The organism is Niallia circulans (genome assembly GCF_007273535.1).
Lineage (GTDB): Bacteria > Bacillota > Bacilli > Bacillales > Cytobacillaceae > Niallia > Niallia circulans_B.
This window is the reverse complement of sequence record NZ_RIBP01000001.1, coordinates 1264030-1277198: the sequence shown is the minus strand read 5'-3', so window position 1 is coordinate 1277198 and position 13169 is coordinate 1264030. Positions and strand designations below refer to the sequence as shown.

At 33.6% G+C, this 13169-nt stretch carries 15 protein-coding genes and 3 pseudogenes; 16 read left to right on the top strand and 2 right to left on the bottom strand.

The features are described 5' to 3' along the window. Positions 1–48: 48 nt before the first annotated feature. The 10 genes and pseudogenes from CEQ21_RS07145 to CEQ21_RS07100 all read left to right on the top strand — a co-directional run bounded on the left by CEQ21_RS07145 (position 49) and on the right by CEQ21_RS07100 (position 5599). A pseudogene (locus CEQ21_RS07145) lies at positions 49–228 on the top strand (sulfurtransferase TusA family protein). Positions 229–290: 62 nt separating this feature from the next. Continuing rightward, the gene (locus tag CEQ21_RS07140) at positions 291–770 is read left to right on the top strand and encodes a DsrE/DsrF/DrsH-like family protein (protein WP_185763880.1); all 480 of its coding nucleotides are present in this window, start codon (positions 291–293) and stop codon (positions 768–770) included. Positions 771–807: 37 nt separating this feature from the next. Beyond that, positions 808–1170: a rhodanese-like domain-containing protein gene (locus tag CEQ21_RS07135; protein WP_185763879.1), complete on the top strand. Its 363-nt coding sequence runs from the start codon at positions 808–810 to the stop codon at positions 1168–1170. A 24-nt stretch (positions 1171–1194) separates the two neighbouring features. After that, a complete protein-coding gene (locus tag CEQ21_RS07130; RefSeq protein ID WP_185763878.1) occupies positions 1195–1491 on the top strand; it encodes a rhodanese-like domain-containing protein in 297 nt (98 codons plus the stop codon). Positions 1492–1544: 53 nt separating this feature from the next. Beyond that, entirely contained in the window at positions 1545–2120 is a 576-nt protein-coding gene (locus CEQ21_RS07125; protein WP_185763877.1) for a sulfurtransferase TusA family protein, read from the top strand. An 18-nt stretch (positions 2121–2138) separates the two neighbouring features. Continuing rightward, positions 2139–2534 (top strand): DsrE/DsrF/DrsH-like family protein, encoded by a 396-nt coding sequence (locus tag CEQ21_RS07120; RefSeq protein ID WP_185763876.1) that lies wholly within the window; start codon positions 2139–2141, stop codon positions 2532–2534. Between the two features lie 52 nt (positions 2535–2586). Continuing rightward, entirely contained in the window at positions 2587–3714 is a 1128-nt protein-coding gene (locus CEQ21_RS07115) for an MBL fold metallo-hydrolase (RefSeq protein WP_213087330.1), read from the top strand. Positions 3715–3737: 23 nt separating this feature from the next. Continuing rightward, complete coding sequence (locus tag CEQ21_RS07110; protein WP_182104112.1) at positions 3738–3965, top strand: sulfurtransferase TusA family protein; 228 nt, start codon at positions 3738–3740, stop codon at positions 3963–3965. Between the two features lie 50 nt (positions 3966–4015). Next, positions 4016–4384, top strand: a pseudogene (locus tag CEQ21_RS07105) (TSUP family transporter); the annotation flags it as partial. 762 nt (positions 4385–5146) lie between these two features. Further along, complete coding sequence (locus CEQ21_RS07100; RefSeq protein ID WP_185763875.1) at positions 5147–5599, top strand: S1 domain-containing RNA-binding protein; 453 nt, start codon at positions 5147–5149, stop codon at positions 5597–5599. A 326-nt stretch (positions 5600–5925) separates the two neighbouring features. Here the strand turns inward: CEQ21_RS07100 and CEQ21_RS07095 are convergent, their stop codons facing one another. Then, positions 5926–6342 carry a helix-turn-helix domain-containing protein gene (locus CEQ21_RS07095; protein ID WP_268878983.1) on the bottom strand — a complete coding sequence of 139 codons (417 nt, stop codon included), beginning with the start codon at positions 6340–6342 and terminating at the stop codon, positions 5926–5928. Between the two features lie 293 nt (positions 6343–6635). Between CEQ21_RS07095 and CEQ21_RS07090 the strand changes: the two genes are divergently transcribed. Beyond that, the gene (locus CEQ21_RS07090) at positions 6636–7124 is read left to right on the top strand and encodes a hypothetical protein (RefSeq protein WP_185763874.1); all 489 of its coding nucleotides are present in this window, start codon (positions 6636–6638) and stop codon (positions 7122–7124) included. A 116-nt stretch (positions 7125–7240) separates the two neighbouring features. On the opposite strand, the gene CEQ21_RS07085 is transcribed toward CEQ21_RS07090, so the two are convergent. Then, entirely contained in the window at positions 7241–8083 is an 843-nt protein-coding gene (locus CEQ21_RS07085) for an SDR family NAD(P)-dependent oxidoreductase (protein WP_185763873.1), read from the bottom strand. A gap of 132 nt (positions 8084–8215) precedes the next feature. On the opposite strand from CEQ21_RS07085, the gene CEQ21_RS07080 reads away from it, so the two are divergent. From CEQ21_RS07080 to CEQ21_RS07060, 5 genes and pseudogenes are all read left to right on the top strand, one after another. Continuing rightward, the gene (locus CEQ21_RS07080; RefSeq protein ID WP_185763872.1) at positions 8216–8575 is read left to right on the top strand and encodes a MerR family transcriptional regulator; all 360 of its coding nucleotides are present in this window, start codon (positions 8216–8218) and stop codon (positions 8573–8575) included. Between the two features lie 721 nt (positions 8576–9296). Continuing rightward, positions 9297–9920 (top strand): chloramphenicol phosphotransferase CPT family protein, encoded by a 624-nt coding sequence (locus CEQ21_RS07075; RefSeq protein WP_185763871.1) that lies wholly within the window; start codon positions 9297–9299, stop codon positions 9918–9920. 281 nt (positions 9921–10201) lie between these two features. Further along, complete coding sequence (locus tag CEQ21_RS07070; protein WP_185763870.1) at positions 10202–10972, top strand: class I SAM-dependent methyltransferase; 771 nt, start codon at positions 10202–10204, stop codon at positions 10970–10972. 121 nt (positions 10973–11093) lie between these two features. Beyond that, positions 11094–11623: pseudogene (locus CEQ21_RS07065) on the top strand (isochorismatase family protein). A 601-nt stretch (positions 11624–12224) separates the two neighbouring features. Continuing rightward, a complete protein-coding gene (locus CEQ21_RS07060; protein WP_185763868.1) occupies positions 12225–13064 on the top strand; it encodes an MBL fold metallo-hydrolase in 840 nt (279 codons plus the stop codon). The last annotated feature ends 105 nt before the right edge of the window (positions 13065–13169 follow it).

Here is a 13169-nt window from a genome sequence, read left to right as displayed (position 1 = left end):
ACTTTTGAAACTGAGAAATTGTTAGATGCAAAAGGATTAGCATTTCCAATGCCAATTATAAAATCAAAGAAGGCATGACTGAACTTGAAACTGGTGAAATATTAGAAATTCATACAACAGATAAAGGGGCAACAAATGATCTTTCAGCGTGGTCTAAAACAGTAGGTCAAATTTTTGAATCAATAAGAAGAAAATGGTGTATTGTAGTTTTGGATTAAAAAGGGATAATTTTTTTGCTTTTAATAATACCCATACGGGTATTGGTTATATTAAGTAGTGGAGGTAACAACATGACTGAAAAGAAAAAAACAACAATAGTATTATTTAGTGGTGATTATGATAAAGCAATGGCTGCTTATATTATAGCCAATGGTGCTGCAGCTTATGATCATGAGGTAACTATTTTCCACACTTTTTGGGGGTTAAATGCCTTACGTAAGGATGAGGATATTGCTGTGGAAAAAGGGTTTATGGAAAGAATGTTTGGCAAGATGATGCCTAGAGGTGCTGATAAAATGGGACTATCCAAAATGAATTTTGCTGGAATGGGTCCTAAGCTGATTAAGGATATTATGAAAAAGCATAATGCTATGCCTTTACCACAACTAATTGAAATGGCTCAAGAACAAGATGTCAAACTTGTAGCATGCACTATGACAATGGATTTATTAGGACTAAAACAAGAGGAGTTATTAGGTAACATAGAATATGCAGGTGTTGCTGCTTATTTAGCGGATGCAGAGAATGGAAATGTTAATCTGTTTATCTAACTAAGTAAAAGTTCCCCTGTTTAAAGGAGGTTTTAATTTGGCATATTTAAATTATATTGTCCTTGCATTATTACTATTTTTCTTAATGAGAGTGTTTTTACCGATAAAGGGAGTTAACCATATTACCACTAATGAATTAAAAAAAGAATTAAAAAATAAGAACAAACAATTTGTTGATGTTCGAACAAATGGAGAGTTTAAAGGTAACCATATTAAAGGTTTTAGAAATATACCACTCCATCAACTTGCTCAAGTTGCAGAAAAAGACCTTTCGAAGGAAAAAGAAGTTATCGTAATTTGTCAAAGTGGAATGAGAAGTCAACGAGCAAGTAAAGTCTTAAAAAGCTTAGGCTTTATAAACATAACTAACGTTAAGGGCGGCATGAATGCTTGGTTTTAAAATAAATAAAAGGAGAACTAACTAATGAAACAAATGACCGTAAAAGAAGTAGAGGCTTTAATAAATGAAGGAAAGAAATTAAATATTATTGATGTACGAGAGGTGGATGAAGTTGCCACTGGGAAAATACCAAGTGCTATTAATATCCCATTAGGGTTAATTGCGTTTCGCATGCAAGAATTAAATAAGACTTATGAATATATCATGGTGTGCCGTTCTGGTGCAAGAAGTGGTCGGGCCACACAATACCTTGAAGATTATGGATTTAATGTAATTAATATGACTGGTGGAATGCTTGCTTGGGAAGGAAAAGTAGAATAAATTTTTTTGAGGTTAAAAATACCCTTATGGGTATAAAAATGGAGGATGGAAAAATGACGAATTTAAAAGCTAATACAATTTTAGATGCTAAAGGTTTAGCATGTCCCATGCCACTTGTTAAAACAAAAAAAGAAATGAATAACTTAGAGGCAGGGCAAGTACTGGAAGTTCAAGCGACAGATAAAGGCTCTAAAGCAGATATGAAAGCTTGGGCTGAAAGCACTGGACATCACTATCTAGGAACAATTGAAGAAGGGGAAGTGCTGAAGCATTATTTGCGAAAATCTTCTAATGAAGAATCAAATGAAAAAAAACACCCAAATGTTATTAGCAATGAAGAACTAGAGAAGAGGATGGAAGTAGATAAGGACATTGTAGTTATTGACGTTAGAGAAAATGTAGAATTTGCTTTTAGCCATATTCCTAACGCTATCTCTATCCCATTGGGTGAATTGGAAAACAAATTGAATATTCTAAATAAAAATGATGAAATTTATATAGTTTGTAGAACAGGAAATCGTAGCGATCATGCTGCTCAAAAGTTAGCTGAAAATGGATTTAATAATGTAATTAATGTTGAACCTGGTATGAGTCAATGGAGTGGAAAAACATGTAATATAAATGATTAAAAAACGGGGGAATTAACGATGAATAAAAAAGTAGCAATTATTGCAAGTAATGGTGGATTATTTGATGCTTATAAGGTTTTTAACATTGCAACTGCAGCAGCTGCAACGGATCAAGAAGTATCTGTTTTCTTTACTTTTGAAGGGTTGAATTTGATTCATAAGGAAGCATATAAGCAATTAATCATGCCTGAAGGTAAGGAGCAGTTTGCAGAAGGATTTATTAAAGCAAATGTTCCTCCCATTCCAGAATTAGTGGCTATGGCAAAAGAAATGGGAGTTAAATTTATTGGTTGTCAAATGACAATGGATGTTATGGGATTAGAAAAAGAAAATTTTGTCGATGGATTGGAAGTAGGCGGAGCAGTAACATTTTTGAAATTTGCAAAAGATGCAGATGTAACTTTAACTTTTTAACATTATGTATTTCTATTTTTTTAAACAGATTAATACCATAGGGGGTATATTGGTGGCTGTTAATGTAATGACTTCAAAAGATGTGACGAAAAAAGTTTTGAATAAAGATGAGTTATTTATTCTGGATGTTCGTAATGAGAGTGATTTTAACGATTGGAAGATCGAAGGAGAGAACTTTGAATATTTAAATATTCCTTATTTTGAATTACTTGATGGCGTTGATGAAATTATAGGTAAAATCTCCACTAATAAAGAAGTACTAGTTGTTTGTGCAAAGGAAGGTTCATCTGTAATGGTAGCAGAAATGCTTTCTGATGTTGGATTATATGTTTTCTATTTACAGGGTGGAATGAAGGCATGGAGTGAACATTTACAACCAGTTAAGATTGGTGACTTGAATGATGGTGGCGAAATTTATCAATTTGTTCGAGTAGGTAAGGGATGTTTATCCTACATGGTGTTATCGGAAGGAGAAGCAGTAGTAATCGATTCAACGCGTATGACGGATATCTATCTTGATTTTGCAGTAAGTAAGGGAGTAAAGATTAGACACGTATTTGATACGCACCTCCATGCTGACCATATTTCCGGAGGACGTACAATTGCTGAGAAAACTGGTGCTGTCTATTGGTTACCACCTAAGGATGCAACGGAAGTGACTTTTTCTTACCAGCCATTAGAAGATGGAAATGATGTAACAATTGGTAATACAACCATTAATATTGCAGCATTGTATTCACCTGGACATACGATTGGATCAACTTCATTTATTGTAGATGATAAATACTTGCTTTCAGGTGATATTTTGTTCATTGATTCTATCGGAAGGCCTGATCTTGCAGGTATGGCAGAAGACTGGGTCAGTGATTTAAGAGAGACATTATATAAACGCTACAAAGAATTATCAGATGAACTAATTGTTCTACCAGCACACTTTATGATTATTGACGAGTTGAATGAGGATGGTAGCGTAGCAGAAAAACTAGGACAGTTGTTTACAAAAAACCATGGACTCAATATCGATAATGAAAACGAGTTTAGAAAATTAGTAACTGAAAACTTGCCGCCACAACCAAATGCATATCAAGAAATTCGTGAGACAAATATGGGGAAAATAAACCCGGAAATAGATAAACAACGTGAGATGGAAATTGGACCTAACCGTTGTGCCGTTCGTTAATTATTAAATAGGAGGAATAACAAATGAATTCAAATAAAGTATTAGATGCTAAAGGTTTAGCTTGTCCAATGCCGATTGTAAAGACAAAAAAAGCAATGGGAGATATTGAAACAGGTGAAGTATTAGAAGTCCATACAACAGATAAAGGAGCGCTAAACGATTTAACAGCTTGGGCTAAATCAGGAGGACATGAATTAATAAAACATGAAGACGAAAATGGAGTATTAAAATTCTGGATTAAAAAGGGTTGAAAATAAAGGGGACCAAATAAGGTTCCCTTTTTCTAAAGAGGTGTAACAACATGGATATTACTATTATAGCTACAATTTTTGTTATTGGATTTGTTGGTTCTTTTATTTCTGGGATGTTAGGAATTGGTGGTGTTATCATCAACTATCCCATGTTGCTATATATACCAGTAATGTTAGGCGTAGGACATTTTACAGCACATGAAGTTTCAGGGATTACTGCCATTCAAGTGTTTTTTGCAACACTCGGAGGTGTTTTAGCCTATCGTAAGGATGGATTTCTAAATAAAACGTTAATCATTTACATGGGAGTAAGCATTGTAACTGGAAGCTTTATTGGGGGACTCAGTTCTACTCATATGCCGGAGACTGGAATAAATATTGTTTATGGAATCTTAGCTCTTATTGCCGTTATTATGGTTGTCTTTTACAAGACATATAGGTGTTGGTCATTTTGGGCATGTAGGTTCAATTGGACATATTGGTATCAGTGGAATTGCGCATCATGGCTATGTAGGTCCTATTGCTCCTATAGGTTATGTTGGAACCCCATATTGGTTCGCTAAGCCATATGGTTATGCTTCAGTAACCATAATTTTTTAATTTATTTAGACTGAATAATTCTGGGTTGATTAGTAATAATCCTATTACAAGATAGAGAGAGAATTTATGTAACGGTAGGGTAATTCTCTTTTTTTACATATCTTTTTGTATTAATATAAGAACTTTTTAAGATTAAAGGGTGGCAGAAATTAATAAGGTAGTATTTTTTCACTTGAATAAAAAAGTGAAAATAAAATTTTGTGCTTAAAAGAACGGGGGCAATTGTTTAATAATAAATGTTCCCGCTGTCCATCCCAATAATTGCTTTAGATATTCCAAATCCATCAGGTACAAAATAAGTTTATAAATAAACCTGACATTATTTGAAATGGCAAAGAAGGCTGATTTAACTAAAAAATTTTCCCTTTAATACATGTTTGTATTTGGGTTAATTATTTAAATTTGATGAAAAAAATCTGAAAAAATGTTATAAATTAATATATCTAAAACTGTTAAAAAATCTTTTTATGTTTTAGGTCATTGTAAATTGCTTATTATGATGCAATGTGAAAAGTTTGATGTTAAACTATATCTTTGTTATAATAAACTGTTTTAATAAATAGAGGAGGCACATTATATTAATGTCAATCGAAGTAGGTAGTAAATTACAAGGTAAAGTAACAGGTATCACTAATTTTGGAGCATTCGTTGAATTGCCAGGAGGAAAAACAGGTCTTGTGCATATCAGTGAGGTTGCTGATAATTATGTAAAAGATGTTAATGATCATCTTAAAATTGGTGATATGGTTGAAGTAAAAGTCTTAAGTGAAAAAGAAGGTAAACTTGCATTATCCATTAAGCAAACTATAGATAGACCAGAAAGACCGGAAAGACCAGAAAGACCTGCTTTTTCTAAACAACGTCCCCGTCCAACTAACGGAAGAGGAAATGATCGTTCTAAAGGGAATTTTAAACCAAAAGAAACGTTTGAAGATAAAATCTCCCAATTCTTAAAGAGTAGTGAGGAGAACTTAACATCTCTTAAACGCAACGCGGAAGGAAAAAGAGGGGGAAGAGGAGGAAGACGTGGATAAACCTGCTGCGGTTTTTTCACTATTCTTCACTTGTTAAATTGAAAATGAAAAGGTGTATAACCAACCGCTGGCCGGTAGTACACCTTTTTTTTTGCAAAAGTATTAGCGAAATATAATAAATAATTATAGTAAGGATAATTTAGTTTATAATGAGATTAAATATTTTTTTTAGTATCACGTTGAACAAGTAGTGCAATGCACAAATTTAAGTCTTCTTTAGTCAAGTTTGGACTCATTTACATGATTTATATCTTTTTTAACCAGATTTTCAAAATAGTGTTCAGTGAATAACCCGCCTAACTCCTCATGTATGTTAAATCCTCAATCTAATCGGATTGTTGATGTGCATCTAAGGGGCAAATTACCTCATTAATTGTTTCCATTCTATTTTCTAACAGCATTTCTAATAGCACTTTCACGTTTTCTTTATCCTTAAATGTTAATTCAACTCCTCTGAAGTGAATGTTTTCTTGTGATAGAATCAACTCTAAATCTGTTGGAGGCATGGTTGTTTCACCTTTTTTTGAACTTCCTAATAGATAATCAGTTGTAGTATCAAATACTTCTGCAATCTTGGGTAATAATTCCATTGGTGGAAGACGAAGTTGCGACTCGTATCCAGAATACATAGTTGCTCCTATGTCGATCTTTTCAGCTGTATATTTGATAGTCCAGTCTCTTTTGAGCCGGAGTTCTTTAAGACGATTTACAAGCTCTTCAGCAAATTGTTTGTTTCCAAAAATTCTTAATTGAGAATTTTTTAGAATATTATAACAGAACTTTTCCCGGTTTTATACATAAATTAACGCTTCACAGAACTAAACAAAACAAATTCTGAATTACCTGAAGTAAATTCCAATTCCATTATAAAAGCAAGCAGATAAACTACTTAATCCATCTAAAACTGAAATGGTTAAGATGGATTAAAAAATATGGTCATACTCGTCTTTACCATGGAGTGCCTTCGTCTATTTTTTATCCATGAAACTTTATTTTTGGTGAATCGTATACATTAATTGGAAAGGGAGTGGATTCTATGAAAAAATGGATAGGAATTATTTTAATTTTATTAGTTATCAGCTTAGTGGGTTGTAGCAAAACCGAGAAAATAAAAGATGAGGATGTCCTTTCACTACTGAAAGAGTATAAAACAGAGCAATACACGATAGCAGACCCGAAAGAAACTCCAACAGGAGCTGAAATTGCAACAAATGTAAAAGAATATTTAACTGAGGATGCTTTAGAAGAACAAGAAGCAAACAGAAATTTTCAATTAGCTCCAGACTTTGCAAAGAATACGAATCATTCTATTGAGTTAACAAATGTGAATGTAAGCAAAAAGAAAGAAAATGATGATGGTACAGTAATCTATACATACAATTTATCTTTAAAATTGACGGATGTTAATAATTCCTCCAGTCAAAATGTTGAGAAAAAAGGCGAATTAACCGTTTCAAATGAAACCAAACTAATTATTACAAAAGATTGGCAAGAGACTTCCACATTCAAAGATCAGATGTTTTAAATAACAAATGGAAAAGTAAGCAACTTTATTTATAGTAGGATTTAATAATAAGTGGAACATTTGTCTAACAAAGACAAACAAGCTGTCGGAAAGCTTCGACAGCTTATTTATCTTCATTATAAAGTCAAGTATTCATTTTCATATATAGATTGTACCTGCATTAGTACTTGGTCTGCGTGCTGTTTGAAATGAAATCCCGCGGGCTTTCCTTTTGAGAAATATAATCCCGCTTCTTCCGACAGCCTTTCAAGTCCAGCATACAATCGACTTGCACCAACACTTGGATGGGGACCAAATACTTTAATGAACGGCTGGATAAGCAAAGGCAATCCACCATTTCTGCCTTTTCGCATTGTATTATTATTCCCTGGATCAATGCTGACAATTGTTACGCCTTCTTGCCTTAACTTTGGTGCCAATGCATGTGTCCACAACGTGATTGCTAGCTTTGTAGTTGCATATGGACCAATTAATTTCTGAAATTTAGGCGGATTGGCCAATTCCTCTGGTACAAAGGCTTTCTTAAATTTAAACGCGTCTGAACTTGTTTGAATAATCATCCTGTGATCACCTTTTTTCAAAAGAGCAAGCATTTCCAGTGAGATAATATAGGGAACCACTGTTTGAATTTCATAATGCAGTTCACGTCCTTGCGGTGAAAAAAGAAGGCTTGGGAAACTGCCTCCAGCATTATTGAAAAGAGCATCAAGCTTCGCTTCCTTCTCCTTAATTTGTGTCAATGCCGATTTGATATTTGTGAAATCAGATAAATCGGCACGGTAAATACGGATTATACCTTGGCGAATTTTTTGGTGGATTTTAAGCTCTTCCTGTGGAAAGTCTGAGCGAATTAAAGCAGCTATCTCCCAACCGTTTTCCATTAATTTTTTCGTCAACTCAAGTCCTATCCCGCTGTTAGCACCAGTAACAAGTGCTGTTTTTCTTTTTGATATGATCATTTTATAGCCTCCTATTGGTGAATGAATGTAGTATAAAACATGGAGTTAACTTCAGGTCAATAGGAAAGATTTCTGCTTGACCTAAAGCTGGCTCCATGTTTTATAATGGCGTTACAAGAAGGAGGCGGGCAAATGTATACAATTAAACAGGCAAGTACGCTTACCAAATTAAGCATTGATACGATAAGATATTATGAAAAAGCTGGGTTGCTTCCCAATATTAAACGGCTGCCTAATAAACATCGAGTCTTTACCCAACCTAATATAGAACGACTGCAAATGATCACCTGTATGAAAAAAGCTAATCTTAGTTTAGATGAAATAAAATTATATCTTGATATTGCAGAAACTAATAATATGAGTCCTGAAATGCTAGCTGGAATGCACCAGCATAAAGAGAAAGTAAAAAATCAAATGGCTCAATTACAGACTGTTTTAGATTTTATCGATGAAAAATTAGCTGAAGGAACATGGCTACAGAAGAAAGCATAATATTCATGTCTATATTACTTTTGAGGTGTGTTAACTAGAAGAAAAAGAAACTTCAAAGTTTTTTTGGCAGATATATTAAAACTCCATCTGCTCATGTCAGACAAGATGAAAAAAGATCGGCTTAATAGGTATCTAACCCGCTTTACTTAATAAGATGTCCTATGTTAAGGTAAAAGTAATCAAAATTTAATATTATTTGGGGTCCTACCAGACTTTATTTAGTCACCTTCCCTTTATAATCGGGAAGGGGGATACTATAAATGTCTTTAGAGTATACCAAAACGATGCTGCAAACATTAAAGCAATATCATACATCTGACATTAACATGATTATTAACGGTAATGACGAAAAACCATTACTTTCAATATGTTTTAAAGATGGTTGTTACGAACTAAGAAGTTTAAATACCTCCGTTGTTGAAATCTGTGACGACATTAACACTACAATTTTTACAATTAATAAACTTATGAATATTGCTATATAAGATTAAGGGTGTGCCGGAAATGGTACACCCTTTTTATAGGCCAGTCACAATACTGGAGCGAATATCCATCTTGTTTAAAGGTGGGATGGATATTGCAATTTATAGCTAGAGAACCAAAATTCCATTTGTACCACCGATTCAATACAGTTATCTTTTTTCATATCAAGTATTCGCTATGATGAATTATGTGATCGGCCTTAAGCAACTCAGCATTTTGAAAATGGAGGTAGTAGTCAGTGGGAAACTCAAAAAAACTTGGTAAAATTGTAATCCTTAATGGAACTCCTCGATCAGGAAAATCAAGTATAGCTGCGATTATTCAAGATTCCTTTGAAGGAGTATGGATGAATTTAGGTGTTGATAACTTCATGAAAATGACGCCAGAGCGTTATCAACCAGGGATCGGCTTAAGGCCTGGGGGAGAGCGTCCTGACCTTGAGCCGATTATTGTTACTTTGTATCAAGCTATGTATGAGTCTATTGCTGCACATAGCCGCTTAGGACTTAATGTTGTCGTTGATGTTGGGCACCATGATTTTTATGCAACTAGTAGAGGTATTCTGGAAAAATGTACTAAGGTTTTGAAGGACTTTCCTGTGTTATTTATAGGTGTTAAATGTAATGTGGATGTTATCATGGAACGAAGAATGGCAACCTGGGGTACTGGTTATACAGAAGCTGGAACAGTACCAGAAGCTGTAAACCGATGGCAGAATTCTGTTCATGTGCCTGGTATTTATGATATGGAATTGGATACATCGATATTAAGCTCGGAAGAATGTGCAGCTGCAATCGGTACGCGTTTAGAAACAACTCCATTAGGTACAGCATTTAAGCAAATTGCTGAAATGAACTGTTAGGAAATCGAATTAAAATGCTAAAGCTCTAATAGACAGATGTCAAATATGGCAACTGTTTTATTTTTGAGAACAGGAAAGGGGTAGCTTGTGCAGAAGTATTAAAAATGTATCTGCATTTGTTTTTCTGTTTGTAGCAATCATGAATCTTTTCATAAGTTAACTTTAAGATAGTTACAATGCTAAGAAAAGCATCTTTATTTCCCGCTTTGAGCATTAAACATGAACAAAGGATTCTTAAATTCCTTAAACAAGAAATGAATTCTGTAAAGGCAGCTGATAACATGAAAAAAAAAGCAAAATACCAAACCTGGATTCGAATTCATAAGCTTCTTATTTTTTTAATTATTTCACTCCTTTTTCTTTTGGGTACATTATTACCTATTTCTTTATATTGGCGAGTTCTGTCAGGTATATTAGCCCTGCCGTTTTTTTATATCACCTTTATCCTTACTTATTCTATATACCAATTTGCAGCGTTCGGAGGGAATTATCAGGCAAAAATACATGAGTTAATTGTTGCCAAGGTGAACTTGGACGGAAAAGGGAAAATATTAGATATTGGGACAGGTAGTGGTTCACTAATTATTAAACTTGCAAATACCTTTCCTAAAACCTGTTTAACCGGAATAGATTATTGGGGCGGTAATTGGGAGTACTCCAAAGCTCAATGCCAGCAGAATGCTGAAATAGAAGAGGTTTCTAGTAGAATTGAATTTAAAAAAGCAAGTGCTGCAGTACTTCCTTTTAAAGATGCTGAATTTGATTTACTTGTAAGTTGTCTTACGTTTCATGAAGTAAAAGATAATAGCAATAAAACGGAAGTATTGAAAGAGGCAATGCGAGTGTTAAAACCAAGTGGTGAATTAGTTTTCTTAGATTTGTTTGCAGATGAAAAAGTATTTGGAGACCAAAACAAGCTCTTCAATGACTTAAGGGAACATGGCGTATCAGAATGGAAAAGCTATAAACTTGCTGATGAAATGAACTTGCCAAAGCTCTTATTAAACAAAAAAATATTAGGTAATGCAATGATAATCATTGGCAGAAAATAAGCGGTTAGTAATAATGTAATGTTATAGTTTACTTTTCATACAGTATAACTCCAAAAAATCGTTGCATAATAACAATAAGCCAATGTTAAAAGGGTATATATGATGTTAGAGTGTGGTACATATGGACAAAAGTAAAACGGCATTATTAATTATTGATTACCAAGTTGTAGACTTCAATAGAACCGAAGTATTACATAATAGTGAGGATCTTAAAAACAACATTAAGTCATTAGTAACAAGAGCGCGTAAAAAAAATATCCCTATTTTTCTTACGAAACATAATGGGAAATTAGGCAGTCCAAGTCAAAAAGGATTACCAGGCTGGTCTATTCATCCTTCGTTGGAGCTTGAGGGGGATGAAATTATAATAGAAAAGAATTATCCGGACTCCTTTCAACAAACAAACTTGGAAGCAGAGTTAAAGTTACGAGCTGTTAATCATCTTGTTATGCTTGGGTTGAAACAGAAATATGTGTCGACTCAACTTGTCGTCAAGCATTTAGTAAAGGATTTGCTGTTACTATTGTTAAAGATGGTAATAGCACATATGACAGTCAAAATCTTGCTGCAGAGCATATTATAATGCATCATAATAAAGTGTTTAAAGATTGGTTTGCTAGTGTATCGGATACAAATGATATTGAATTTTAGAGTGTGCGAAACATTAACTTGAAATGGACAGAAGGACATTATCTTTGTTAGTCTTGAACAGCTGCCTATAGCAGCTTTTTTTATGTAATTAAAATGGTTGTCATAGCTCCTAAGAAAAATATAAATACAAATTCAACATGAATTTCTAGCAAGTTCCACTAGGAGTTATTTCAGAAACATGAACTAATTTAATAGAAAAAGGATTCTTTTTAATCTCTACGTAACCGCTATCATAAATGTATACTACTTCGTATTTCTCAGAACAATGAAGTACCTTTTCACCTAGTTTAAGCATAAGCACACTCTCCCTCTCACTTTTATTAATAGAATTACATATTCCTACCGGTTTTGCAAAAGTATTTTTATTTAGTAAAAAGAAGTAGAAGAATAAGTAATTATTGATAAAATTTCCAAATAAATTATTCACTAATATTTAAGTGTAGGTATAGTAGAAAATTCATTTAGAGTGTACTTTTTAGTTTGTTTCCAGTTTGAATTGGTAGAAGCAAGTTTTTATAAGTTGGAGCCAAATATATTGAGATGGTAAAAAAGCAAATCTTTTTTGTTACAATGGAGAAAATGGTAATGGTGGTGATTATTTTTGAAGCTAACTGTTTTAGTGGATAATAATACTTTTATTGACAGGTATTTCTTAGGGGAACCTGCGTTATCTTTCTTTATTGAGGAAGGTGATAAGCGGATTCTTTTTGATACAGGTTATTCTGATATTTTTATGAGAAATGCAGAAAAAATGAAAATTGATTTAGCGAATTTGGATGTTGTTGCTTTATCGCACGGACATATAGACCATACTTGGGGTCTAACACATTTATTGAGACTGCATATGGAGGCAAAAAACGAGGGATTGGTACATAAAACACCTACAATTACGGGGCATCCACAAGTGTTTGAAAGCAAAATGTTTGATACAGTTGGAGAAATAGGAAGTGTATTATCTTATGATAAGTTAAATAAGCACTTTCCCATACATTTGTCTAAAGAACCAGTATGGTTAACAGATAGACTAGTGTTTTTAGGTGAAATAAAAAGAGTATTTGATTTTGAGGGGAAAGAGTCTATCGGAAAAAGGATTACGGAGCAAGGGGATTTTGATGACTTCGTTCTGGATGACACGGCGTTAGCATATCGTACGGATAATGGACTAGTAATTATTGTAGGATGCGCACATTCTGGAATATGCAATATCATTGAGTATGCTAAAGAGGTTTGTAAGGAAAGCAGAGTAGTGGATGTAATAGGAGGATTTCATCTGTTAGAACCATCCATGCACCAGTTAGAAAAGACTGTTCAATACATAAAAGAACTCAAACCAGAGAGCCTTCATGCTTGCCATTGTACTGATTTGCATTCTAAATTAGCGCTTGCGACTGCTGCAAACATAAAAGAAGTTGGAGTTGGTTTAAAGCTAGAATATATCTGACTATTTATTTTAGACTCTTTAACATTATTATATGACTTTATCGTAATACCTAGTAATGGAACGATAATAATCCATCTTAATCATAAATATAACCAAAGGTCTTTG

What these genes read in the sequence shown, in the direction of transcription:
- CEQ21_RS07140 (WP_185763880.1), top strand. Translation starts at nt 291, where the DNA reads ATGACTGAAAAGAAAAAAACAACAATAGTATTATTTAGTGGTGATTAT.
- CEQ21_RS07130 (WP_185763878.1), top strand. Translation starts at nt 1,195, where the DNA reads ATGAAACAAATGACCGTAAAAGAAGTAGAGGCTTTAATAAATGAAGGA.
- CEQ21_RS07125 (WP_185763877.1), top strand. Translation starts at nt 1,545, where the DNA reads ATGACGAATTTAAAAGCTAATACAATTTTAGATGCTAAAGGTTTAGCA.
- CEQ21_RS07120 (WP_185763876.1), top strand. Translation starts at nt 2,139, where the DNA reads ATGAATAAAAAAGTAGCAATTATTGCAAGTAATGGTGGATTATTTGAT.
- CEQ21_RS07110 (WP_182104112.1), top strand. Translation starts at nt 3,738, where the DNA reads ATGAATTCAAATAAAGTATTAGATGCTAAAGGTTTAGCTTGTCCAATG.
- CEQ21_RS07100 (WP_185763875.1), top strand. Translation starts at nt 5,147, where the DNA reads ATGTCAATCGAAGTAGGTAGTAAATTACAAGGTAAAGTAACAGGTATC.
- CEQ21_RS07090 (WP_185763874.1), top strand. Translation starts at nt 6,636, where the DNA reads ATGAAAAAATGGATAGGAATTATTTTAATTTTATTAGTTATCAGCTTA.
- CEQ21_RS07085 (WP_185763873.1), bottom strand. Translation starts at nt 8,083, where the DNA reads ATGATCATATCAAAAAGAAAAACAGCACTTGTTACTGGTGCTAACAGC.
- CEQ21_RS07080 (WP_185763872.1), top strand. Translation starts at nt 8,216, where the DNA reads ATGTATACAATTAAACAGGCAAGTACGCTTACCAAATTAAGCATTGAT.
- CEQ21_RS07070 (WP_185763870.1), top strand. Translation starts at nt 10,202, where the DNA reads ATGAAAAAAAAAGCAAAATACCAAACCTGGATTCGAATTCATAAGCTT.